Source organism: Paraglaciecola sp., assembly GCF_039964565.1.
Taxonomy (GTDB): Bacteria; Pseudomonadota; Gammaproteobacteria; order Enterobacterales; family Alteromonadaceae; genus Paraglaciecola.
In genome coordinates, this window is record NZ_JBDVXF010000005.1 from 85,160 (window position 1) to 108,652 (window position 23,493).

General features: G+C 41.2%; 23 protein-coding genes. 13 read left to right on the forward strand and 10 right to left on the reverse strand.

The genetic code is table 11. From position 1 onward, the window contains the following. The first annotated feature begins 18 nt into the window (after positions 1 to 18). The 7 genes from surA (at position 19) to ABJK37_RS01775 (ending at position 7,531) form a co-directional block, all read left to right on the forward strand. Entirely contained in the window at positions 19 to 1,311 is a 1,293-nt protein-coding gene (gene surA, locus ABJK37_RS01745; protein WP_348349485.1) for a peptidylprolyl isomerase SurA, read from the forward strand. Further along, on the forward strand, positions 1,312 to 2,295 hold the full coding sequence (pdxA, locus tag ABJK37_RS01750; protein ID WP_348349487.1) for a 4-hydroxythreonine-4-phosphate dehydrogenase PdxA: 984 nt from the start codon (positions 1,312 to 1,314) through the stop codon (positions 2,293 to 2,295). Continuing rightward, positions 2,292 to 3,092, forward strand: a complete 801-nt coding sequence (rsmA, locus tag ABJK37_RS01755) for a 16S rRNA (adenine(1518)-N(6)/adenine(1519)-N(6))-dimethyltransferase RsmA (protein ID WP_348349489.1) — start codon at positions 2,292 to 2,294, stop codon at positions 3,090 to 3,092. Before pdxA ends, rsmA begins: the two co-directional genes overlap by 4 nt. 32 nt (positions 3,093 to 3,124) lie before the next feature. Further along, a complete protein-coding gene (gene apaG, locus ABJK37_RS01760; RefSeq protein ID WP_348349491.1) occupies positions 3,125 to 3,499 on the forward strand; it encodes a Co2+/Mg2+ efflux protein ApaG in 375 nt (124 codons plus the stop codon). Between the two features lie 4 nt (positions 3,500 to 3,503). Then, the gene (locus tag ABJK37_RS01765) at positions 3,504 to 4,337 is read left to right on the forward strand and encodes a symmetrical bis(5'-nucleosyl)-tetraphosphatase (RefSeq protein WP_348349493.1); all 834 of its coding nucleotides are present in this window, start codon (positions 3,504 to 3,506) and stop codon (positions 4,335 to 4,337) included. Positions 4,338 to 4,493: 156 nt separating this feature from the next. After that, positions 4,494 to 6,518 carry a methyl-accepting chemotaxis protein gene (locus ABJK37_RS01770; RefSeq protein ID WP_348349495.1) on the forward strand — a complete coding sequence of 675 codons (2,025 nt, stop codon included), beginning with the start codon at positions 4,494 to 4,496 and terminating at the stop codon, positions 6,516 to 6,518. Between the two features lie 200 nt (positions 6,519 to 6,718). After that, complete coding sequence (locus tag ABJK37_RS01775) at positions 6,719 to 7,531, forward strand: glycerol kinase (protein WP_348349497.1); 813 nt, start codon at positions 6,719 to 6,721, stop codon at positions 7,529 to 7,531. Positions 7,532 to 7,657: 126 nt separating this feature from the next. Here the strand turns inward: ABJK37_RS01775 and ABJK37_RS01780 are convergent, their stop codons facing one another. Next, on the reverse strand, positions 7,658 to 8,125 hold the full coding sequence (locus ABJK37_RS01780) for a DUF6491 family protein (RefSeq protein ID WP_348349499.1): 468 nt from the start codon (positions 8,123 to 8,125) through the stop codon (positions 7,658 to 7,660). A 251-nt stretch (positions 8,126 to 8,376) separates the two neighbouring features. On the opposite strand from ABJK37_RS01780, the gene ABJK37_RS01785 reads away from it, so the two are divergent. Together ABJK37_RS01785 and ABJK37_RS01790 are read left to right on the forward strand one after the other, a co-directional pair. After that, positions 8,377 to 9,027: a peroxiredoxin-like family protein gene (locus ABJK37_RS01785; protein ID WP_348349501.1), complete on the forward strand. Its 651-nt coding sequence runs from the start codon at positions 8,377 to 8,379 to the stop codon at positions 9,025 to 9,027. Between the two features lie 123 nt (positions 9,028 to 9,150). After that, positions 9,151 to 10,392: a cytochrome C gene (locus tag ABJK37_RS01790; RefSeq protein WP_348349503.1), complete on the forward strand. Its 1,242-nt coding sequence runs from the start codon at positions 9,151 to 9,153 to the stop codon at positions 10,390 to 10,392. Positions 10,393 to 10,502: 110 nt separating this feature from the next. On the opposite strand, the gene ABJK37_RS01795 is transcribed toward ABJK37_RS01790, so the two are convergent. Together ABJK37_RS01795 and ABJK37_RS01800 are read right to left on the reverse strand one after the other, a co-directional pair. Next, entirely contained in the window at positions 10,503 to 11,615 is a 1,113-nt protein-coding gene (locus tag ABJK37_RS01795) for a hypothetical protein (RefSeq protein WP_348349505.1), read from the reverse strand. A 349-nt stretch (positions 11,616 to 11,964) separates the two neighbouring features. Beyond that, the gene (locus ABJK37_RS01800; RefSeq protein ID WP_348349507.1) at positions 11,965 to 12,861 is read right to left on the reverse strand and encodes a LysR substrate-binding domain-containing protein; all 897 of its coding nucleotides are present in this window, start codon (positions 12,859 to 12,861) and stop codon (positions 11,965 to 11,967) included. Positions 12,862 to 12,958: 97 nt separating this feature from the next. Here ABJK37_RS01800 and ABJK37_RS01805 point away from each other — a divergent pair, with 97 nt between their 5' ends. The 4 genes from ABJK37_RS01805 to ABJK37_RS01820 all read left to right on the forward strand — a co-directional run bounded on the left by ABJK37_RS01805 (position 12,959) and on the right by ABJK37_RS01820 (position 17,000). After that, complete coding sequence (locus ABJK37_RS01805) at positions 12,959 to 13,102, forward strand: hypothetical protein (RefSeq protein WP_348349509.1); 144 nt, start codon at positions 12,959 to 12,961, stop codon at positions 13,100 to 13,102. Between the two features lie 165 nt (positions 13,103 to 13,267). Continuing rightward, positions 13,268 to 14,578 carry a Xaa-Pro peptidase family protein gene (locus ABJK37_RS01810; RefSeq protein ID WP_348349511.1) on the forward strand — a complete coding sequence of 437 codons (1,311 nt, stop codon included), beginning with the start codon at positions 13,268 to 13,270 and terminating at the stop codon, positions 14,576 to 14,578. A 44-nt stretch (positions 14,579 to 14,622) separates the two neighbouring features. Then, positions 14,623 to 16,347 carry a DUF885 domain-containing protein gene (locus ABJK37_RS01815; RefSeq protein ID WP_348349513.1) on the forward strand — a complete coding sequence of 575 codons (1,725 nt, stop codon included), beginning with the start codon at positions 14,623 to 14,625 and terminating at the stop codon, positions 16,345 to 16,347. Between the two features lie 2 nt (positions 16,348 to 16,349). After that, positions 16,350 to 17,000 carry a GDSL-type esterase/lipase family protein gene (locus tag ABJK37_RS01820; RefSeq protein ID WP_348349515.1) on the forward strand — a complete coding sequence of 217 codons (651 nt, stop codon included), beginning with the start codon at positions 16,350 to 16,352 and terminating at the stop codon, positions 16,998 to 17,000. Positions 17,001 to 17,050: 50 nt separating this feature from the next. On the opposite strand, the gene ABJK37_RS01825 is transcribed toward ABJK37_RS01820, so the two are convergent. From ABJK37_RS01825 to ABJK37_RS01855, 7 genes are all read right to left on the reverse strand, one after another. Beyond that, entirely contained in the window at positions 17,051 to 18,583 is a 1,533-nt protein-coding gene (locus ABJK37_RS01825; RefSeq protein ID WP_348349948.1) for a methyl-accepting chemotaxis protein, read from the reverse strand. 159 nt (positions 18,584 to 18,742) lie between these two features. Beyond that, complete coding sequence (locus ABJK37_RS01830; RefSeq protein WP_348349517.1) at positions 18,743 to 19,495, reverse strand: sulfite exporter TauE/SafE family protein; 753 nt, start codon at positions 19,493 to 19,495, stop codon at positions 18,743 to 18,745. Positions 19,496 to 19,497: 2 nt separating this feature from the next. After that, positions 19,498 to 19,965 carry a Cys-tRNA(Pro) deacylase gene (ybaK, locus tag ABJK37_RS01835; protein ID WP_348349519.1) on the reverse strand — a complete coding sequence of 156 codons (468 nt, stop codon included), beginning with the start codon at positions 19,963 to 19,965 and terminating at the stop codon, positions 19,498 to 19,500. Between the two features lie 9 nt (positions 19,966 to 19,974). Beyond that, positions 19,975 to 20,265, reverse strand: coding sequence for a hypothetical protein (locus ABJK37_RS01840; protein ID WP_348349521.1), 291 nt, complete (start codon positions 20,263 to 20,265; stop codon positions 19,975 to 19,977). 55 nt (positions 20,266 to 20,320) lie between these two features. Next, positions 20,321 to 21,535: an FAD-dependent oxidoreductase gene (locus ABJK37_RS01845; protein WP_348349523.1), complete on the reverse strand. Its 1,215-nt coding sequence runs from the start codon at positions 21,533 to 21,535 to the stop codon at positions 20,321 to 20,323. 4 nt (positions 21,536 to 21,539) lie between these two features. Beyond that, positions 21,540 to 22,859 carry a Xaa-Pro aminopeptidase gene (gene pepP, locus ABJK37_RS01850; protein WP_348349525.1) on the reverse strand — a complete coding sequence of 440 codons (1,320 nt, stop codon included), beginning with the start codon at positions 22,857 to 22,859 and terminating at the stop codon, positions 21,540 to 21,542. Positions 22,860 to 22,911: 52 nt separating this feature from the next. Further along, positions 22,912 to 23,481: a UPF0149 family protein gene (locus ABJK37_RS01855; protein WP_348349527.1), complete on the reverse strand. Its 570-nt coding sequence runs from the start codon at positions 23,479 to 23,481 to the stop codon at positions 22,912 to 22,914. Between the last annotated feature and the right edge of the window lie 12 nt (positions 23,482 to 23,493).

Here is a 23,493-nt window from a genome sequence, read left to right on the forward strand (position 1 = left end):
AAAAAAGTAAAGATAACCATGAAATTATTTGTAGTCGCCCTTTTAATTAGCTCTTTCTTATCATTGAGAACAGAAGCCGCACCAGAACTTTTAGACAGCGTATCGGTGATCGTTGATCAAGGTGTAGTGCTAGAGAGTCAAATCGCAGAATTAGTTACCGTGGTAAAACGTAACGCCGCTGAAAATAACCAAACTTTACCGGCAGATCGAGTATTGCGTACCCAAGCAATTGAAAAGCTCATATTAGATAACTTGCAAATGCAGATGGCTGAACGAATGGGCATTCAAATCAGTGATCCGCAGCTTGAGCAAACCATCGCCAATATCGCAAACGGCGAAAAAATGAGTATTGCCCAGTTTCGTGAAAAAATTGCTCAAGAAGGAGTGACATACGACACGTACCGAGAAGAGGTACGTAAAGAACTCATTCTCGGCGAAGTACGCCGCGCTAATGTACGTCGCCGTGTTTACATTACCCAGCAAGAAATCGATAACTTAGTCAAATTGATAGACGAGCAAGGTGACCAACAAGCTGAATACAACTTAGGACACATTCTAATCGAGTTTCCGGTAGACCCAACTGACGCTGACATAGAACAATCTAAAATTAGAGCTGACAAAGTACTCGAACTACTTAACAAAGGCTCAGATTTTTCTAAAATTGCCACCGCTTCTTCAGGTGGAGCCCGCGCTTTAGAAGGGGGGGATTTAGGGTGGATGAATATTAACTCTATGCCTACGTTATTTGCTGAAGCTATACAAGATAAGTCTAAAGATGACCTTATAGGTCCCATTAGAAGTGGCGCAGGTTTTCATATTCTCAAAATCAAGGATCTACGAGGTATTGAAAAAGTTGAAGTCGAAGAAATTAACGCTCGACATATACTGATTGCTCCTTCCATTATATTAAGCGACGAAAAAGCCAAAAAAATGCTTTCGGAATTTCGCGAGCAAGTGTTAGCAGGTGAAGCGGACTTTGCTGAACTTGCCAAAGAACATTCAGCCGATCCCGGTTCTGCGTTAAAAGGTGGAGAATTAGGCTGGTCGGAACCTAGTAAGTATGTCGTTGATTTTCGCAATGCGTTGGAAAATTTAGAGATTGATGAAATCAGTCAACCAGTTAAAACCCAATATGGTTGGCATATAATGCAATTGCTCGGCAAACGCGTAGGTGATATCACAGAACAACGTAAACAAGACAAAGCCTATCAGTTACTTTTTCAACGTAAATTTGCAGAAGAATCTGATATTTGGTTACGTGAAATACGTGCCAGTGCCTATATTGAAGTTTTACCGCAACAAGGCGAATAATTGAAACCACTAAAATTAGCTATTACTCCTGGCGAACCAGCAGGTATTGGTCCGGATTTGCTGTTGGGCATAGCTCAAAAAGAATGGCCTGCGCAGTTGGTAGCTTTTGCTGATGGCGAAATGCTCAGGCAACGCGCTAAGCAACTTAACTTAGACATAACGTTAGTACCCTATGATACCGCGGCTGAGCATACGCTACCTGCCGGGCAACTTTTTTTAGTTGATATCAAAACCCAAGTTGAGGTGCAAAGCGGTGAGTTAAATAGCGAAAATGGCCATTACGTAGTGGAAACGCTACGCCAAGCCTGTAAGAAAAACCTAGATGGTGAATTTGATGCGGTAGTAACCGGTCCTGTTCACAAAGGCATAATTAATGATGCGGGGATTTCTTTTAGTGGCCATACCGAGTTTTTCGCTCATGAGTCGAATACCAACGACGTAGTTATGATGTTAGCTACCGAGGGATTAAGAGTAGTGTTAGCCACCACTCACATTCCCCTAGCGTATGTATCTAAAGCGATTACCTTCGATCGATTACATAAAGTGCTGCATATTGTTAATACCGATCTGTCGTTAAAATTTGGAATTAAGAACCCTCATATATTTGTGTGTGGTTTAAATCCCCATGCTGGTGAAAATGGGCACTTGGGTAATGAGGAAATTTTGGTCATCACACCGGCTTTAGATGCCCTGCGTGCAGAAGGGTTAAACATCACCGGACCTCTTCCTGCTGATACAATCTTTAATCCTAAATACCTAGAAGAAGCTGACGCGGTGTTAGCTATGTATCATGATCAAGGTCTCCCCGTCCTTAAATACAAAGGTTTTGGGGCATCAGTTAACATTACCTTAGGGCTGCCCTTTATCCGCACATCTGTCGACCATGGAACGGCCTTAGATTTGGCTGGAACGGGTCAAGCAGATGCTGGTAGTTTTAATCTAGCCATCGAAAAAGCCATCTCAATAGCAGCGCAAACAGAATGAGTAAACAACATTTAGGCCATACGGCCAGAAAACGATTTGGTCAAAATTTTTTACATGATAACTACGTGATAGACCAAATAGTCACGGCAATAGCCCCGCAAAAAGATCAACACATGGTAGAAATTGGGCCCGGTCTAGGTGCGCTAACCGAGCCTGTTTGTGAACTAATCGATGCGCTTACCGTTATTGAACTTGATAGAGATTTGGCCGCCAGATTAAAAACCCATCCGTTTATTGCAAACAAGTTGACCATTATTGAAGCGGATGCATTGAAATACGATTTTTCTCAATTATTAACAGATGGCCAACCTTTGCGAATTTTCGGGAACCTTCCTTACAACATTTCAACACCGTTAATGTTTCACCTTTTCTCCTTTGCCAATAAAGTGCAAGACATGCATTTTATGCTTCAAAAGGAAGTGGTTAATCGTTTAGCTGCCACTCCAGGTAATAAAAACTATGGTCGTCTCTCAGTTATGGCGCAGTACCATTGCCAGATAATCCCTGTAATTCAGGTCCCCCCAGGAGCCTTTAATCCTCCGCCTAAAGTAGACTCGGCAGTGGTTAGACTCATTCCCCATCAAGAGAAACCTGTCTCTTTACAAAATGAAGAGACCTTGCATAAAGTTTGCGCCCAGGCCTTTAACCAAAGACGCAAAACGATTCGCAACAGCTTAAAAGAGAGTCTTAGCGAGCAACAACTTATCGATCTAGATATTAACCCTGAATTACGTGCTGAAAATTTATCGCTGGAGCAGTATGCAAAAATTGCCAATGCGGTAGACTCTTTAGCATAGCTACGCTAAGTGTATGGCAGTGTCACAAAAAAATGAAACAAGTGAATGAAATTGATATTAGTGTTGAAACTCAGTATCTAGAAAATCAAATACCTGACAAAGATAAATATGTTTTCGCATACAAAATCACTATTTTTAACAATGGCTTACAGCCGGTTCAACTTATCAACCGTTATTGGCTAATAACCGATGGAAACGGTGAAAAAACTGAGGTGCAAGGTGAAGGAGTAGTTGGAAAACAACCTCATATTGCAACAGGTGATTCGTTTCAATATACCAGTGGCGCAGTATTGGATACTCCGGTTGGTACAATGCAAGGTTATTATGAAATGCAACGAGAAGATGGTGATCGCTTCCAAGCTGCGATCAATGTATTTAGCTTAGCTGTCCCCAACGCAGTCAACTAGCATTATGGCCACTTATATTGTTGGCGATATTCAAGGTTGTTTTGAAGGCCTGAATAGACTGCTAAAACAGGTTAAGTTTTCTCCAGCAAATGACTGCCTTATTGCCGTAGGGGATTTGGTGGGTCGCGGACCACATCCTCTTGAAACGTTAAACTACCTTTATGCACTAGAAGATAGTTTTGATACAGTTTTAGGCAACCATGATTTACATTTATTGGCCATTTATGCCGGAATTCGCAAAGCCAAACCCAATGATAACCTAGATACATTGCTTGCCAGCCCCCAATTAAAGACCCATATAGATTGGTTAAGACGTAAACCATTGGCACTGTTGGCTGACTCAAGTACTTTGGTAAGCCATGCAGGACTGTATCCTAAATGGTCTGTAAAAAAGGCACTTAGTCTCAGCAATGAAGTAAGTGAACAGTTACAAAGTAAAAATTGGAAAACCTTTGTAGCGAACATGTACGGTAATCAGCCAGCAGTGTGGCAAAAGTCTTTGCAGGGAGCAGAACGCTTGCGGTTTATAGTCAACGCAATGACACGAATGCGCTTTATTAAAAATAGCGACGAGCTTGATTTAAATTGCAAAATGTCGCCTGAATCTGCGCCTGCGGAATTTATCCCTTGGTTTAACGTTACCAATAAAAAGCTGAAAGTTAACCAAAAAGTAGTCTTTGGGCATTGGGCCGCTCTAAATGGTAATACTCGCCGTAAAGAGTTTATGGGTTTGGATACGGGTTACGTGTGGGGCCAAAACATGACTATGTTAAAGCTATCAAGTAAAGAATTATTTTCGGTACAATATCAAGATAAATTCAATCCAGTCGATACTTGATATTAGACTAAAGTCTATGAAAGATAGTACTAACACTATAAATTAATACTCAGTCGGGTATAGTCTTACCTGAATAAGAATAGGTTGCATCAAGCACCCATATTACAAACACATAAAGCCAGTATGGACACTGCCAACTTGATTTAGGGCAATTCAATGAAAATAACAGTAGCTACTCGAGTCGTCGGCGGATTTACGATAATTACGCTCCTATTAGTTGTATTGGGAGTGGTAGCGGTATCCAGTTTATCAAGTATAGATAGTGCCACTGAAGAGGTTAATATTTTAGCCTTGCCAACAGTAAGTGGTAGTAGCCAATTAAAAGTGTCATTTCTAAATATGGGGCGTCTCGCTACTGAAGCCTATAATGAAACAACGCTTAGTACTTTGGCAGCTAAAAAAACCGCTTTTGAAGATAGCCAAGCCAATTTTGACAATGAATTGCGTATCCTTACCAGTGTGGTGAGTGAAGAAAAAGATTTGCGAGAATCTTTAATTGAAACAGAAAACATCTATCGTTTGTACATTGAAAATATAAATGCCATTTTCGACAACAAAAAAGCGGATTTAGAACACGGCAATAACGTATTGGACGTACTGAGCAATATTGAAGATAACGCCGATGATGGTTCGACTTTAATTGTGGACTTCGCAGATTTGGACGAAGTGCAGAATAATCGCCAATTAAGTAATGCTGCAGAAATTGCTAATGGTCTTGAGTCTAGTCTTACTTCCCTTCTAACCGTAGGGGCAGAATACGTTAAAACACAAACCTTGGTCAGAGCCGACACGATCGGGAATGAAGTTAATTTGGTTGTTGACCAAATTAAGGACAAGGCTAATCAAATTCAAACAACGGCTGGAGATAGAGACAACAGTGGTACGTTAAGCGAATTATATGAATTAATTGAAGAAGTTACTGATTCGATTTCTTCACCTAACGGCTTAATTCAATCGCAAATTAAACGTTTAAACAGTCGTCAACGTGCCATAACTGCTTATACTGCTTCAGAAGAAAATATTAGTAGCGCCATTCAAAAGTTAGATGATTTGTTGAAGTTAGCTGACTCTAAAGCCAAATTTGCTAAAGAAGATGTAGCGAATTCTGTTACTACAGGTAAAACAGTTACAATAGTTATTGGCTTAATCTCTGTACTAATAGCCGCTGGAATTGCCTATAGAACAGTACTAGCCATTATTAAACCGCTACATAAAGTAAATGAAATGCTGCATGTTGTCTCTACGGGGGATTTAACTCGTAAACTAGATGATTCCGCGCAAGACGAATTTGGTGAATTAGCCAAGAACTGTAATAATTTAATCGATAGTTTGAAAACTCTGATATCAGGGATCAGTTCACGAGCAGCTCAATTAGCAGCGGCAGCAGAACAAACCTCTACAGTTACTGCGCAAACGACTCAGTCAATCCAAAATCAAAAATCACAGGTCGCTCAAGTTGCAGCCGCAACAACTGAGATGCACAGTACCTCACAATTAGTCACTAAGAGTGCAGAAGACACACTTAACCAAATTAAACATGCTGATACTGAAGCAGAAAAGGTCAAAGCGATTTCTGACGAAAACAAAAATACCATCCTAATCTTGGCGAAAGATGTAGACGAAGCCGCAATGGTCATTAACAAGCTACATCAAGACAGTGCTAGCATAGGTGGAATACTAGAAGTCATAAGAGGTGTTGCTGACCAGACAAACCTACTAGCGCTAAACGCAGCAATCGAAGCGGCGCGAGCCGGAGAACATGGTCGAGGTTTTGCTGTAGTAGCCGATGAAGTCAGGACATTAGCCAGTCGCACACAACAGTCAACTCAAGAAATCAACTCAATGATTGAAGTGTTGCAAGCTGGGGCAGAAAAAGCCGTAGCCGTGATGAATCAAGGTAAAGAACAAACTACTGTTTGCGTTACCCAGGCTGAAAACGCAACAATTGCACTTGAATTAATTACCGATGCTGTGCATAAAGCCCATGACGTAAGCAGTCAAATAGAGCAGTCAGCACGTGAACAAAACATTGTGTCGCAGGAAATAAGTGAAAAACTTGAGAACATTGTTAATATTGCTGAAGAAACAACGGTAGGCGCTAATCAAACGTCTGAATCAAGTCACGAAGTTGCTAAATTAGCTGAAGAGTTACAAAACTCAGTTCAACAGTTTAGAGTGTAATTTATCAGTCTTTACTTTGTGTAAACTAAGCTCACGACTATATTTATAAGAAACCGGCTTTCGCCGGTTTTTTTTCGTCTCTTTTTAGTTAATTCGTATACACTACTTTTCTACTTCTTGGGGGCTTTATCATCAAATATTTTTCTACCACAGCCACTGCCAAGCGCCTTGGATTAGAAGCCAAGGTACTTTTCGCCAAATTGAAAGAAGTCAATTACATCGAGCGAGACGCTGATAAATGGACGTTGACCGCTAAGGGGAAACTCGCTGGGGGGCGGATTAAAACCTCAGTTAGATTGGGAGGCTACATTGAATGGCCTGGTGATTTCAATGTAAGTCAGTTACCTCTTCATCAAAGTCCTGACGTCCCGATTAAGCTGCTTAGCTCAACAAAGATTAGCCACGATTTTGCTATCTCTGCAATTAAACTCAATTACCTCTTTTCAGAGCTAGGCTGGGTTAATAAAAGCTTGAAGGGCTGGGTAGCGACTGAGCAGGGACTTAAACAAGGAGCAGTTCAATGTGAAGATAGCCGCTCTGGTGTGCCCTATGTAAAATGGCCAGAAACAATCACTCAATCCAGGGCATTGCTCAATTCAATAAAAGACATTGCCGGCTCGTCCAGCCCGTTTATATCAAAAGACAACACCTCCAACATCGTTAGCGAGGCCATTGAACCTAAACACAGAGCCACCGACGGCCACTTTGTCGACTCCAGGTCGGAAGCACTAATTGATAATTGGTTATACATGGCTGAGATAGTCCACGCCTACAAGCGCCATCTACCCATCGAAGAAAACGTTTATTGTGATTTTTATATTCCCACTGCCAAGCTGTATATCGAATTTTGGAATGGCAGCAACGACCCCAAGTATTTAGCTCGAAAAGCAAACAAGTTAGCCATCTATCGAAAATATGAGCTTAGACTAATTCAGTTAAACGAATCAGATATACAAAACTTGGATGCTGTATTACCAAGGTTATTATTGAAGTTTGGAGTGCAGGCTTATTGAGTATCTAATGGCTACTGACTAAATAGCTTATTGTTATTGCTGCCGTCGTTCGTTTATTAGCGAAGAAGCAGCCCTCTATAAAAGTTAGGCTGCTAAGTATTGTTTTTACCGTACGACTCACAGTCGTTATATGCCTCTAGGGTAACTAGAAGACCCATTTACAGCGCCCTGTGGATTTCTAAAGCTGGATATATAAGCACTATTCAGTGAATCCAATTGCACAGAATGCAACTTGTACAAACCGGTAATAGTGCATTCGGTATATTTATCACCCAACCTTGCAATCTTGCTCTCATTGGCTTTAACTACACCTTCATCGGAGTTTAAAAGAACCAGCTTTTTAGCAAAATACATGTTTTGGCAACTATCTGCAGTGGTCAGTAAATAGGATTTACTGTTTTGTGCAATAAGCGCTATATGTTGATCATTCAATACAAACAGATCAACCGCTTTAAGTGAATCTATGCTCTCCATAGGAGACAGTTCTTCGTCTGCAATGAAAGTATTAACGAAATGGTCATAATTATTGATGTTACTACAAGCAACCAACGACACAGCGGCTGCGGCTAGAAAACTCTTAACGTAATTTTTCATTCAATTCCCTTAATCTTTGTGTAGATTTACTGAGCTGTGTAGAAACTATAACTAACAACTTTTACATAGGCAAATCTAACTTGCAATTTGCTATAAACTTAGCTGCCGACATGACTCTTCAAGTATCTTTCATTCTAAATTGAACATTCCGTATTGCGCAACAGTCCTGTCATTCAAATCAACTTAAGTAGGCGTTTTGCACCTATAGTTTTTAAATTATGTACCACTTTCAAATACTTCGAGGAAATAATATGAAAAGTTTACGAGAACAAACTATCGCCAAGGTTGAACAGGGTCGACAAGCCAACCCCAAATTTATGAAAAATGTTGATGACGCTATTAGTCAAGCGCGAAACTTTCAACAAGGCGCAAACGCAATTGACCTAGGTCAATTGGCACCAAATTTTGAACTGCCCGACCCTTTGGGAAACTTATATTCCTTAAAGGATACTCTTAAGCAAGGACCTGTCATTGTCACCTTTTATCGCGGTAGCTGGTGTCCTTACTGCAATTTGCAACTCAGAGCTTTGCAAGCTCGATTAGTCGAGATTCATGCTCTCGGAGCGAAATTAATGGCGATAAGTCCAGAATTGCCAGATGGTTCAATGACAAAAAGTGAAATTCACCAAATGGATTTTACGGTGTTATCTGACCAAGATGCACAAGTGGCTTCACTATTTGGCGTATCTTGGAATGTTCCGGAAGTGCTCCTTGAACATATGCGAGTAGACCGGCAATTAGATCTTGAGACAATTAATAACGGCAATAGTCGCATTCTGCCAATACCTGCCACTTTTATTATTAATCCTGAGGGAATAGTTACATGGCGCTATGTTGATGTAGATTATCGAACACGTTCGGAGCCAGACGATATCATTAATGCATTAAAAAAAACGTCTTAAGACAATATCCAAGAAGTGCCTATAATTGAGTGAGGGTTAAGCGAGAAGTTTTTATTTATTGTTTACATCAGCATTTGTATTGCCATAGGTCTTAGTAATGATTGCGAGAAGCGAGAAAAATTAATGAGTTTAATGACCAAAGTTTTCCCATTGTTAAATTTACTCTTGCTGCACAGCAGCATAATTGCACAAGCAAAATTTGACACTCGTGGTAAACAATTGCTGCAGCAACAATGTACCTTGTGTCACCAACTCAATAAGATTACGGATAGTTCTGGCTATACAGTTGCCCAATGGCAAGAATTGATAAGTACGATGACGGATTTATCTAACCATCCTGAAAGAGAGCTATTAACGTCTTATCTCGCTACTCATTACCCACCCAATGAAAATCGTCAACCAACGCTTCGCACAGGAAGTTTGTCTTTAGATTTCAAAGAGTGGGTGGTACCTACGTTAGGCCAGCGTTCTCGGGATCCAATTCAAGCATCAGATGGCACTATATGGTGGGCAGGACAGTGGGGAAACTTAATAGGAAAAATCAATCCTAAAACGGGGAAAACACGAGAATACTCATTACCAGTGGGTTCAATGCCCCACTCAGTCACTCTCGATCAAAGTGGAAATGTTTGGTTTACAGGCAATAAAAATGCCACAGTAGGCAAGCTCAATCCAGACACCGAAGCAATTACAATTTTCAGAATGCCGGACCCAAACGCTAAAGATCTCCACACTGCAATATTCGATAAACACGGGACTATGTGGTTCACCTTACAGCACAGCAATATGTTAGGCAGATTAATACCCGCTAGCGGTGATATTAAACTAGTCACTATGCCGACACCCAATTCCCGACCTTATGGAATCAAAATCGACGCTAAGGGAAATCCATGGATTGCATGCAACGGGAGCAACTGCCTAATCGAAGTTAACCCACAAACATTGCAACTAACAGAGCACAAACTTCCTGATCCAAAATCTAAGATTCGGCGCCTCGATTTTGCTAAGGATGGACAACTTTGGTTTGTTAATTCTTCCCAAGGGCGTTTAGGAAGGTTTACCCCTAATACCGGAGAAGTAAAAGAATGGCCGTCTCCTAGTGGATCAAAATCACATCCCTATGCCATTGCAGTCATAGATGGGGTTGTATGGTACAACGAGTCAGGCATGCGCCCAGATACCCTAGTACGTTTTGATCCCCAAACAGAAAAGTTTCAGAGTTGGTCAATTCCCTCAGGCAATGTCCATGCCGGAATAATCAGGCACATGCGTTCAACTCACGAGGGCAACTTATTGATCCATCAAAGTAGCACTAATAGGATCATTCTTGTTACCCTCGACTCTGATAAAGAAAAATCGAAATAACTCGCTATTTCACTAACAATGGAAATTCAGATTAATAATAGGTGTATCACCGAGCAGTAATATTAAACCTTAGTCCTAACCTAAACTTCCAATCAACTTTAGCTGTTAAATTACAAATCGGAATTATCTACTTCATCCTCAAATTTCCAAGTAACCGAGCCGTTCATGGTTAATGAGGTATCGTTATCAGTGTTAATAGCCACTGCGTCAGTAAAGACAACGGTTTGATTTTCCATGATTATTTCAACACTACAAGTATCATCACAAACATAGTCATACTCACCGCTAGAATGCACAACAGTCATTGATATAACGTGCCCAAACAGTGTGGTATCACCTATAACGATCACAAAACCTTCACTCTGATCTTCAACCTCAAAAGGTTCCAGCTCATCTCGACTGTTAATTGTGATTCCTCGCCCTGTTAAAACCACAGAACTTTCCAACCCCGTAAGATCATCCCTTCCATACACCGCAGATTCCACCTCCAGAGACGTACCATAAGCTTCAGTATCCTCTCCAGACATCGTTATTGTACCGTAATTTTCACCTTCATTACCCTCGCCCTCACTACCTTCACCTTCGTTTCCTTCTCCACCATTGCCTTCTTCTTCATCGACGGGGTCTTCCACTACGATTCCCAAACTGGCCCGCAGGTGGACTAATGCTTCATCAGCGGAAGTTAATGCACGGGCACCAGCTAAGGTAATCGATGTTAAAACGCTCACTACATTTTGCACTTCACCATCGAATTCGAAATCAAATGTACTTTGTTGGAAGTCTAAGGTTAAGCCAGTTGCTTCTGTTTGTTGCGCGGCAGTGATGGTAATCCCATTCTCTGGGTCTGCGTCATCATCAAGTGTTTGTAAAAAAGCGGCTATATTGACAACGGTCGGGTCAGTTTCATCCTCAGCACTCTCGACGAGAGAAAGTGGAGACAACATTGCTGAGCCTGTTGCACTACCAATAACAATCCCGCCAACGCTAAATGTTATCTCAGCCCCCACTTCGTAAGTGAAAGTGCCATTTACATCGGTGACACCTTCAACACTGCCTGAAACATAACTTAAGCCTTCAACAGGACTATCTATGAATACGCCCTCGGCCGTCTCAACATTATTGGTTGGAGCATCGACCTGATTTTTGTCAGATGAACTTCCACTGCCACAGGCAAACATAAGGTAAACGAAGGGTAGCAAAGTAGATAAAATGCGGATATTCATATTGTTCTCCATTTCGTATAGTTAAATTCCATTCTTTTAAATAACAAGCAGACTTTTAAAGTAAATAAATAAAAGAAAAGTTCATATTGGTTATTGCTAAAACGGTTTTACAAATAGGAAAACCAGATTGATTAATTTATCGACGTTTTTGGTGCTTGTCTAGAGGGTTTTTATGACAATTTCAGGTCAAAAAAGCACTCGGAGTGAAATTTTTTGTCTAAGTAAAAAATAATTTAAAAATAATTTAAAAAAAATTGAACTTAAACAATAACTCTCTCTCTGAGTATATAGTTTTTGTGTGTGTTCTCTTTTAAGCCTGATGTTATATCAGGCTTTTTTTTGCGTATTTTTAAGTTTGTAACTCTGCTTTCAACCATTCAGTAAACACGTTAATCCTTGCAACTCGTGGCGACTCCTCGTCATACAACAAACTAAACTTCAGTCCTGGCTCTATTTGAATATCAAAAGGTTTAATTAAAGCGCCAGACTCGATTAAATCTTGCGCCATACAACCTGAAGTTAAAAAAATCCCGTGTCCACTTAGCACCGCATTAATTCCCATTTCCCACGTGGTCACTTCCATCCAATTGTTCCCTTTGGGATCCAATGGTACGCCAGCAAGATTAAACCAGTCTTTCCAACTAAACCCCCATCTTCCAGCGCCAATTGCCTCAACTAGCCAACATTGATTGATTCTTTCTGGACGGCTTAGCATTTGCTCCTGATAGACTTTTGGTGAGCAAACCGGAAACACAGGATCTTGAATTAGTATTTCTTGATAAACATTTTTATCTTGCATTTCACCCTGTCGAATAGCCACATCTATATCTGAATGTCGTACGTCTTCATATTGTGCTGATGCGACCGCTCTCACATGAATATCAGGATATAACGCTGATAGTTTCCAGAGTCTAGGAACCAACCATCTAGAACAAAAAGAAGGGGATGCCGTTACAGTTAACACACCTGCGAGAGGTTCAATCTGAATACGATCAAATCCTAGCGATAACTCTTCGAACGCCCTTGATACAGCAACAGCAAGTATTTTTCCTTGTTTAGTTAAACGCATTGCGCGGTTTTCGCGAACAAAGAGTTTTACGCTCAAATGCTCCTCAAGATTTCTAATCTGTTGACTCACTGCGGCTTGGGTAATGGACAGTTCTTGCGCTGCCAAACTATAACTTTGATGCCTAGCTGCAGCATCAAAACAACGTAGCAACGCGATATGTCTTAACCGTCTATCCATTAGTCATACTTATATTAAATGTCAATTTTGATTGTTCGCTTTTAACACATACAGAAGTCACAATATTTCCAGTAAAACAAATTGAAGGCCCCAAATAATGCAAGAAGTGACTAAACAAATCCAGAAAAATAAAGATTACAAACCCAATATTAACGAACCCAAAACTGGCACATGGCTCGATCAATGGTTGGCGAAAATTGGCAAGGTTTTAAATACACCTCACCTATGTAACTATAAGTAATACTTAATATACATAGATTTTTTATCAGTCGCGAATACTGTAACGAGAAGGCTACAAATCTAATAAATGCCCTATTCACGCAATTAGCAAACACCTATAAAATACCGATGTTTTGTAATAGTCTGTATTCTCAAGGTATGTACCAAATTTGTAAAAGGCTCGAACATGGAAATTAATAAACGTCAATTCTTATTGGCCGGTAGCGCTGCATTGGTGGCATTACCCTTTGGTAGCACCGCAGCTGCAAAAAACCTAAAAATGGACGTTACAGACGCTGCATCTCCCTTACAAGACCTAACAAAAGATGTGCTGCCTATTTCAGTAGCAGAGCGCAAAGCGCGTATCGCTAAGGCGCAACGCTTGATGCAACAACACAATATCGCGGCTATGGTTTTAGAGCCGGGAGCAGCCATGGATTATTTTACTGGGATCCAATGGTGGCGTAGTGAACGACTGACGGCTGTAGTGATTCCAAAAGAAGGCCCAATAGCCATAGTCTGCCCATTTTTTGAAGAGCCAAGCATTCGAGAAAGTCTGACCGTGGGCGAAGATGTACGAGTATGGCAAGAGCATGAAAGTCCATTTGCACGGGTCAAACAAATACTCAACGACAGAAAAATCAATACCGGTGCCCTGGGTAACAACATGATCGCCTTTGAAGATTCGGTACGTTACTTTGTGCAGCGCGGTATCATGTCACTTTTACCCAATATGCGAGATACCAGTGCAGAACCAATTACTTTGGGTTGCCGTATGTTTAAAAACACACACGAATTACAAATAATGCACAAGGCAAATGAAATCACCCTTACCGCCTACGCACATGTTTGGTCAAATCTTGAATTAGGAATGAGCCAATCTGACGTTAAGGATTTGATGTCATCTACTCAAGCTACGTTGGGCGGCAAAGGTATTTGGAATATGGCGCTATTCAATGAAGCCAGCGCCTACCCCCATGGCACAAAGCAACAACAAAGCATTCGAGAAGGCTCAATTTTGTTGATGGATTGTGGCTGCAGCGTCGAGGGGTATCAATCGGATATTAGTCGTACGTTTGTGTTTGGAGAGCCAAACAAAAAACAACAAAAAATATGGAATACGGTGAGACAAGGGCAAAATATCGCGTTCGAAGCAGCTAAATTAGGCACACCAGCCGGTACAGTAGATGATGCTGTTCGGGCTTATTATGCTAAACAAGGATTAGGGCCGGACTATCAACTCCCAGGGCTTTCACATAGAACAGGCCACGGTATTGGGATGCAAGGCCATGAACCTGTAAACTTTGTGCATGGTGAAACTGAAACTTTACAAGCTGGCATGTGTTTTTCCAATGAGCCAGGCATATACTTACCCGGTGAATTTGGAGTGCGCTTAGAAGATTGTGTGTATATGACACAAAAGGGGGTGCAATGGTTTACCGTACCGCCCGATTCATTGACTGCGCCTATTGGCAAACTAGCGCCGCTTCCTATTTAATATCCTCAACAACAAACCCCTTAGAATAAAAACAAGAGAACTCTATGTTAAAAAAAGCCATAGCTATTGTGACATTCACAACCCTTAGTTGGTACACCTTTGCTGATTCGAATCAGGACTTGACCCACATCATTGAGCAGCACTGGCAAAATGCTCAAAAGGAAAAGGTATTTTTTCGTACCGACCCTGATGGCTGGAAACCTAGTGGAAAATTAGCCGAATTCACTCCTAAGGCGATTGCAAGGCGAGCAGAATACAATAGACAAGTATTAGCTAAACTTGACAATATTGACTCGAAATCCTTAAACGAAAAACAGCTGATGAACTACCGTTTATTTAAATATGAGCGTGAAACTGAAGCCCAAAGTTATCTGTTCCAAGACAAATATTTTCCAGTTAATTTTTTAAGCGGATGGCACACTTATTTTGCAGAAGCCCCTGCCAATATGGCGTTCTTGTCAAGCCAGGATTATGATAATTTTTTAGTTAGTCTGGCGGACTACCCACGCTTTAATCAAGAAAATATCAATCTAATGAAAGCCGGGTTAAACGCTGGCTACGTGCACCATTGTGAAAGTTTTAAAGACTATCATCTAACCATCAAACAACATATTGTAGCCGATGCAAAACAAAGTGCCTTATATGAACCATTCACACGTTTTCCCAATACTTTTAGTCAACAACAAAAAACACACTATAGTGCTCAGGCCGCAAACTTAATTCAATCTTCGGTAGTCCCTGCTTATCAAAATTTCTACGATTTTTTTATTGAGCAATACATGCCTAACTGTCGTCAGGAACCCGGTATCTCAAGCGTAAATGGAGGACTCGATTATTACGCTTATACCGCGAATTATTACACCACTACCGATGCAACCCCCAAACAAATCCATGATTTAGGATTGAGTGAAGTCAAACGTATTCGCAGCGAAATGCAGGCAATCATAAAGCAAGTAGGTTTCGAAGGAAGTTATGCTGAATTTTTACAATTTTTAGCCACTGATCCCCAGTTCTACGCTGCCGATAGACAAGATGTGCTCGAAAAAACCGCTTTTATTACCATGAAAATGTACGGAAAATTGCCTAGCCTATTTGGTCATCTGCCGCGTAATACCTTCACGATAAAAGGCTCAGCCAGTAGAGGAGCCTTTTATATGCCGCCACCTGACAGTCGCACCCCAGGCACCTACTTTTTAACCTCTGAACCTTCACAGCAGCCACTATATAACCTCGAAGCACTCAGTCTGCACGAGGCCGTTCCAGGACACCATTTACAAAGTGCTATCGCGATGGAGTTAGAGGTTCCAGACTTTAGACGAACCTTAAGTCATTCAGCTTTTGGTGAAGGATGGGGTTTATACTCTGAACGTTTAGGTAAAGAAGCGGGATTCTATCAAGACCCTTATAGCGACTTTGGTCGTTTAGGATATGAAATGTGGAGGGCGGTACGATTGGTGGTCGACACCGGTATTCATGCTTTTGGTTGGAGTCGCCAAAAAGCGATTGATTATTTGGCACAACACACGGCACTGACTCAAAAAGCCGTTGAAAACCAAATAGACCGCTATATTTCATGGCCAGGTCAGGCACTGTCTTACAAGATGGGCGAAATTAAAATCCGCGAATTGCGGGCCAAGGCACAACAAACCTTGGGCGCTAAATTTGATATTCGAAGTTTTCACGACACCCTAATTGGACAAGGCTCTTTGCCCATGGAAGTGCTTGAAGATGTTATAAACGATTGGATCAAAGTTCAACAAGCTAAATAAAAGTGTCTACTCCTTTATCAAGCATTGCGAGTAAACGTAATGAAACCTGGTGGCTTGAACGCCACCAGCAAAAGCTTGCCGAAATCCAGCAGCTCAACAATCCTATTGAACTTCTATTTATTGGAGATTCAATCACCCACTCATGGGAAGTAGAGGGCCAAGAATATTGGCAACAACACTTTGCGAACCCTAGAGCGTTCAATTTGGGATTTGCGGGAGATCGCACTGAACATTTACTTTGGCGTATTCAAAATGGTGAATTACGCAACCTTTCACCTCAATGGGTAGTGTTGTTAATTGGCACCAACAACGCTGGACATAGACTGGATCCACCTGAACACATATCGGCTGGAATATTTACAATATTAAGTGAACTTCAGTATCGACTACCATCAAGTAAAATTTTACTTATGGCCATTTTTCCTCGCAGTAGAAATACCAATAAACCGATGCGTCAAAGAGTGGATGCAACTAATGTCTTGATTAAAAAGTTTGCCGAACACCAACAAATACATTGGCTCGATATTAACCAGCAATTTCTAACCGAAGATGGTGTTTTACTAGAGTCTGTGATGCCTGATTTATTACATCTCAATGCTGCGCAATATAATAAATGGGGACAGGCATTACAGCACTATATTAATCATCAGTAACCCAAAAAAGAGCGCTTTGGATCAGTCACTATATAGACACACCGACTGAACTAACCGAAAGTAGTACCTAAGGCATTGAGTGCTTTCGCTCTCACCTCTATATTACTTGACTCTTGGGCAACAATATCGGCTTGTTGCAAGTTTTTGGTCGATGCGTCACTCAAATTGACGATATTCGCGCTAATCTCCTGCGAGACCGCAGTTTGTTCTTCTGATGCTACGGATATCTGGTTGGCTAAATCCGAAATTTCTGAGACTTGTTCATAAACCTTATGCACTATGTCTTGTGTGTTTTTTGTATCGACAACACACTCTTCGGCTGACTCTTTACCTTTAGACATAGATTTTGCCCAAGAGAGTAAGGTTGTCTGAATATCTCCCACAGACGATTGAATATGTTCAGTTGCGGCATGTGTTCGGCTAGAAAGGGTACGTACTTCATCTGCTACTACCGCAAAACCTCTTCCATATTCTCCAGCTCTAGCCGCTTCAATCGCGGCATTGAGCGCTAAAAGGTTAGTTTGATCTGCTATCCCCTGTATTTCTTGCATGATGCTACTAATTTTATTTGCTTCTTCAGCTAACTCTCCTGCTGTGCTTGCAGACTGAGCGACTTCGGTCGCAAGATTTGAAACTCTATCCATAGTAGTAGTCATGGAATTGGTGGCAAGTTTGCAGTCTTGGTGAACTGAATCAACTTTTGTTGAGGTTAATGCTGTATTGCTGGCAACTTCAGCATTTGTAGCCACCATTTCTTCTATCGCAACAGAAATTTGATGTAACTCGTCGGTTTGATGTTCAACTCCACGTTTGGCCTGATATGAGGTTTCTTTAAGAATTTCCCCTCCTTGAGTTAACGCTTGGGTACTATCGATAACTCGACCGATGATCGTTTTAATCTTGCCTTCTTGCATTTTTTTGGAAAAGTCAATAATACTGCTATTACCACTACCGGAAAACACAAAACGGGACACGCTATCGTACTCCTCATTTTGAGAACGAATATATGATCGAACCGCAAAAAGTTCGTCTTTGAATATCAAGAAAGGCAATATAATCATCGAGAAGGCTAAGAATGGATAGTAAAGAGCCGAGGCAGCTAAAATCAGCCCTAGGAATACAAATAGGCCGTCCTTAATGCGGCCTGTAAACCAAGATTTTTCGGCACTTTTAGCATTGTTTATTTGGGTATATAAACTTTCTGCTCTGGCCCTATATTCAGGTTTTAGAACGGTGCGTACGGATTGATAGCCAGTAAGTTCACCATCCTCAAATTTCGGGGTAACAAAGGCATCGACCCAATAGTAACGGCCATCTTTACAACGATTTTTCACCGCGCCACGCCAAGGTTGTTTTGATTGCAGTTTACCCCACATATCCGCAAACGCTTGCTTAGGCATATCGGGGTGTCTAACAATATTATGATGTTGCCCCACCAGCTCTTCATAATCGAAACCTGCTACTCGACAAAAGCTCGCGTTTGCATATTGCACTACACCTTGTGTATCTGTCACAGATACCAGTTCCTCATCGGTGCTAAATTTAACTTCTTCATTTACAATAATTTTTTCAGTCTTTACCATCATAATCCTCCCAAGGATGCTTTTCCTTTATTGTAAATATTAGAGTTAATAAGACTCTCTTTTCAGTAACATTACTTGTTAGTTTTAGTATTGATTAAATGGTTAGCAAATTAACCTAAATATTAAAGCCCAGATACGGCTCTGTCTAACTTAATATTGTTAAAACAACATCAAGATCGAAGCCGCTCCTGTCATGCTAATCACTAACCAGCGATAGTGTTTTTCTTGTATGCGTTTAACGATGTGAATTCCACTCCATGCCCCAAGTGCGATAAAAGGCAGACTCACTACACTGAGCATAAATGAATTTAAATCGATACTGTGCCAGCTGAATAGGTGGAAAGGCACTTTGAACAGGTTAATAGCCAGGAAAAACCAAGCAGCAGTGCCAATATACTCATTTTTAGGTAAACGCATACTTAGTAAATACAATGCCATTACTGATCCTGCAAGGTTACCAATCATGGTTGTAATACCGCCTAATAACCCCATCAATAAGGCGAACCATAGGTAATCGGGAATTGACTCTTTGTTGCCTTTTTCCATCCACAACATAATCGCCAAACTAGCAAAAATAATGACACTCATCACAGTTCGAAAAATTTGGTCGTCAATGATATTACCTAACCAAGTTCCAATAAAGACCCCCAATGCAGCCGAAGGAAACAACTTGATTAAATAGTGCCAATTAGCATGTCTGTGATAATACTTAACTGCGAACAAGTCAGCCATAATCAACATAGGTAACATCACACCTGACGAGGCTTTACCGCCAAATATAATCGCCAACAGCGGCACAGCAAACATCGAAACACCATGGACGCCAGTTTTGGCCATGCCCACAAAAAACGCAACTAAAAAGAGTAACGTCAAAGTGGAGTAGCTAAGAGAATACCCGAATAGTTCTAACATGGTTACTGTTTAAGAGGGGCAAAAGCTGCCCGAGTAAGGACTTGTAAATCTTGTGCCTTTAATTCAATCTCCAGCCCACGACGACCGCCGCTCACATAGATAGTTGAATTTTGTTGCGCTGAGTCATCAATTACAGTCTTTAGTGCTTTTTTTTGCCCAAGAGGACTCACACCACCTAATACGTACCCTGTGCTACGCTGGACTTCGAGTTTATCGGCCATTTCAGCCTTTCGTCCTCCACAAGCCTTGGCCAGGTTTTTCATACTCAATAAACAGTCAACCGGCAGAATCGCCACCACAAGTTGTTTGCCATCTAGCTTTACCACTAAAGTCTTAAAAACGCGGTCAACGTCTACCATTAGCTTTTCAGCCGCTTCCAAACCATAGGAATCATGGCCACTATCATGCGCGTATTGATGCAGCTTGAATTGAATTTTAGCTTTCTTTGCGCTGTTTACTGCTGGGGTCAAAGCAGTGTCCTATTTGTCGCCAACACACAGTTTTTGCACCCTAGCTTTCACTTGACGGATCATATTAATATCTCCCTCAGCCTCAGCATCAACTAAATCTAAACGCGCATCTTGGCATTTTAATTTATTGGCTTGGATTGCCAAATAGGCTTGGTCTTTTTGTTGTTGAATAGAACCTTCTATGCCACTATATTCGGTTCGGTCCTCTGGACGCTTATCTTTTTCATAGGGTGGCGCTCGGTGAGAGCCACAAGCAACAAGTGTTAGAGTGAAAACGCTAACAAATAAGAGTTTTTTCACGGAATATTCCTTCTAAATAGTATTCGCTGTTATTGAGATTTTGAAGTACAAAAGTTTAGTCTACATGTATTTTAGCTAAATCGGGCAGTTCGCCTTTAAGACCCATTGCGTGTTGAATGATTTTCTGTTTTGTAAAGGATGAGTGATTAGCCAAACTTAATCCAGTATCCCTGAGTAATTTTTTCAGTGGCTGATCGCCCGAAAATAGACGCTTAAATCCTTCCATAGCCGCAACCATTTTAATCGCCTCCGTTTTACGCCAACGCTCGAACGGCCGGAGGTTTTTAGCTAAACCATAATCTTTGTTATGTAATGCTAACTTAATAATTTGTTCAGCCAATGCCGCGGCATCTAAAATCCCCAAATTGGCCCCCTGCCCAGCTAATGGATGAACAGTATGCGCAGCATCACCAATAATAGCGACTCTATTGTCCACCCATTTGCGTGCATATTGCATTTTAAGGGGATAACTTTTCCTATCACTCACAAGCTCACATAAACCTAAAGAACAATCGAATGCAGCAGTTACCGCTTTATTAAATTCGTGATCAGTCAACTTCAGAAGCTCGGCCGCTTTAGGTTCATCTTGAGACCATACAATTGAGCAGTGTTGAGTCCCCCATAGAGGCAAAAAGGCAAGGGGGCCGCTGCTGGTGAATATCTGTCTGGCAACGTTTTTGTGAGGCATCTCGGTTTTCACAGTTGCGACTATGGCGTGTTGATCATAGTCCCAAAATGTTTGGGATAAATTTGCGCGTTTTTTTACCACAGAGTTAGCACCATCAGCCCCAATTACTAATTTGGCGGTAATCTGACTATTGTCATCTAAAGATATAAAACATTCTTGTTGCCCAAAAACCAATTGCTGAATTTTTTTAGGTGCTAACAATTCAATAAAGTCACTGTTTTGTGCCTGTACCCATAAACAATGTCGAATAGCTTGATTCTCAACTATGTGTCCCAATTGTTGTTTTTGCACTTGTTCTGATGAAAATTCTATTTTGCCAAAACTGTCTTGATCCCAAACCTGCATATCAACATAACTGCATATCCTGTTAGGATCTAAACATTGCCATACACCTAAATTACGCAGGATATTCTCTGTCGCTAGCGTTAGCGCACTGACGCGTAACTGTGGGTCACCGCTTGGCATTCCTTGACTTTCATGACTTTCAATTACAGCAACAGAAAGCCCACTGCGTTTTAGAGCTAAGGCTTGTGTCAAGCCAACAATTCCTCCCCCGACTATTACAATGTCGAATCCACGCATCTTGTTAATCGCTCTTTTTTTGCATTAATGTTTCAATGTCGTTAATGGTTTTAGGTGCCGCTGACGTTAAGTTTTCATAGCCATGTTTAGTTATAAGTAAATTATCTTCTATGCGAATACCAAGACCTTGCCATTGCTTATCAACCTCTGAATCTGGAGCAATATAAATACCTGGCTCTACTGTTAGTACCATACCTGGTTTTAACGGTCTATCTTGGTGGTCAACTTTAAAATTACCCACATCATGTACATCTAACCCCAGCCAATGACTAAGTCCATGCATGTAAAACTCACGATAAGTTTGATGTTGAATATTTTCAGCCAATTCCCCTTGTAGAATATTAAGGTCGAGTAAACCTTGAGTAATGACGGCTATTGCTACGTCACTAGCCTGTTTAAGGGTATTGTTTGGTTTTATTTGCTCGAAGGCTGCCAGTTGTGCTTGCAACACTAGTTCATAGAGTTGCTTTTGTGGTGATGAAAACCGCCCCGAAATCGGAAATGTCCGAGTAATATCCGCCGCATATCCTTGCCATTCACAACCCGCATCAATTAACACCAAATCACCATTTTTTAACAGTTGATTGTTTTCGGTGTAATGCAAAATACAAGCGTTATCACCCGCCCCTACTATTGTGCTGTATGCAGGGTATTTGGCACCCTGCATCGCAAACTCATGATGAATTTCAGCTTCAAGGTGATATTCATTTTTGTCGGCAGCTGCGAATTGCATGGCTCGCACGTGGGCTTGAGTGGCTATGGTTGCAGCTTTACGCATCATCTCCACTTCATAGGGCGACTTAATTAAACGCATTTCATCTAAAATTATGCGACTGTCAATCAAGCTCGAGGGAGCTTGTTTACTCTGCTTTGGGGCATCCCGTAATGCTTGTAATATTGCAAATATTAGTTCGTCTGCTTCGGGGTTATGCCCTTGAGCAAAATACAAGTTTTGGTGGCCGTCAACTAAATCTAACAATCGATCATCTAACTCATCCACAGCAAAAGCCATATCGACTGAATAGGTGTGTTTGGCTTGTTTAGGACCACACCTGCGGCCATGCCAAATTTCCATAGTGGGATCTTTATCTAAGCAGAATAAAACACTCATATTATTGCTATATTCTTGATGATTAGATAACACTAACCAAGCGTCGGGCTCAGGAAATCCACATAAATAATGAAAATAACTGTCTTGCCGAAATGGAAATTCTGTATCACGACTACGTGTGACTAGACTAGCCGCTGACACCACACAAATACTATTAGGTAGCATGTGTTGAAGCAAACACTTTTGGCGACTTAAAAATTCAAGATTATCCATGGGTAATGCAGCGACTCACTTTTTGGCGTTTAAAATGAAAAAACGTAACGGGCTAGTGAACGGTTTTTGGCTCACTTTGCTGTTGTTCAGGAGACTTACCTAGTTCATTAAAACACAACATAGCAGTCACCCGCACATACTCCATGACTTCAAACAATGCCTGCTCAGATTCTTCATCTTCACTCATCTCATCGTCCATACGTGCAATTTCAGCAAAGTCTTCCAGTCCTTCCTTTACATCAGCAGAACACCCAGTCAAATCATCCTGATGTAAACCAAAGCCCAGCATAAAACCTTGCACCCAATTTAATAAAGCTTGGCCTCTCTCGTTAATAGGTGCGGAATCTTCTGGCAAACACAACACTAACGCAAAATCACTCTCAACTAGTTGTTGACAGGTATTATCATAAAGGTTTCTAAATGCTTCGATTACGTCGTTTGAAAATGTCTCGCCTTGATGAATAAAATCGGCCAGTGGTTCTAACCAATCTTGGCATTCTAATGGCATCCCCCCTCCTAACATGCCACAAAACATTCCTTGTACTTCTGCGGCTGAGGTTAAAATATCGTTGCGCTCTAATAACGCAGTTATAGTATCGAAAAGGTTGGTTGACGTATTCAAAGTGCACTCTCA

What these genes read in the sequence shown, in the direction of transcription:
- surA (WP_348349485.1), top strand. Translation starts at nt 19, where the DNA reads ATGAAATTATTTGTAGTCGCCCTTTTAATTAGCTCTTTCTTATCATTG.
- rsmA (WP_348349489.1), top strand. Translation starts at nt 2,292, where the DNA reads ATGAGTAAACAACATTTAGGCCATACGGCCAGAAAACGATTTGGTCAA.
- apaG (WP_348349491.1), top strand. Translation starts at nt 3,125, where the DNA reads ATGAAACAAGTGAATGAAATTGATATTAGTGTTGAAACTCAGTATCTA.
- ABJK37_RS01765 (WP_348349493.1), top strand. Translation starts at nt 3,504, where the DNA reads ATGGCCACTTATATTGTTGGCGATATTCAAGGTTGTTTTGAAGGCCTG.
- ABJK37_RS01770 (WP_348349495.1), top strand. Translation starts at nt 4,494, where the DNA reads ATGAAAATAACAGTAGCTACTCGAGTCGTCGGCGGATTTACGATAATT.
- ABJK37_RS01780 (WP_348349499.1), bottom strand. Translation starts at nt 8,125, where the DNA reads ATGAAAAATTACGTTAAGAGTTTTCTAGCCGCAGCCGCTGTGTCGTTG.
- ABJK37_RS01785 (WP_348349501.1), top strand. Translation starts at nt 8,377, where the DNA reads ATGAAAAGTTTACGAGAACAAACTATCGCCAAGGTTGAACAGGGTCGA.
- ABJK37_RS01790 (WP_348349503.1), top strand. Translation starts at nt 9,151, where the DNA reads ATGAGTTTAATGACCAAAGTTTTCCCATTGTTAAATTTACTCTTGCTG.
- ABJK37_RS01795 (WP_348349505.1), bottom strand. Translation starts at nt 11,615, where the DNA reads ATGAATATCCGCATTTTATCTACTTTGCTACCCTTCGTTTACCTTATG.
- ABJK37_RS01800 (WP_348349507.1), bottom strand. Translation starts at nt 12,861, where the DNA reads ATGGATAGACGGTTAAGACATATCGCGTTGCTACGTTGTTTTGATGCT.
- ABJK37_RS01805 (WP_348349509.1), top strand. Translation starts at nt 12,959, where the DNA reads ATGCAAGAAGTGACTAAACAAATCCAGAAAAATAAAGATTACAAACCC.
- ABJK37_RS01810 (WP_348349511.1), top strand. Translation starts at nt 13,268, where the DNA reads ATGGAAATTAATAAACGTCAATTCTTATTGGCCGGTAGCGCTGCATTG.
- ABJK37_RS01815 (WP_348349513.1), top strand. Translation starts at nt 14,623, where the DNA reads ATGTTAAAAAAAGCCATAGCTATTGTGACATTCACAACCCTTAGTTGG.
- ABJK37_RS01825 (WP_348349948.1), bottom strand. Translation starts at nt 18,583, where the DNA reads ATGGTAAAGACTGAAAAAATTATTGTAAATGAAGAAGTTAAATTTAGC.
- ABJK37_RS01830 (WP_348349517.1), bottom strand. Translation starts at nt 19,495, where the DNA reads ATGTTAGAACTATTCGGGTATTCTCTTAGCTACTCCACTTTGACGTTA.
- ABJK37_RS01845 (WP_348349523.1), bottom strand. Translation starts at nt 21,535, where the DNA reads ATGCGTGGATTCGACATTGTAATAGTCGGGGGAGGAATTGTTGGCTTG.
- pepP (WP_348349525.1), bottom strand. Translation starts at nt 22,859, where the DNA reads ATGGATAATCTTGAATTTTTAAGTCGCCAAAAGTGTTTGCTTCAACAC.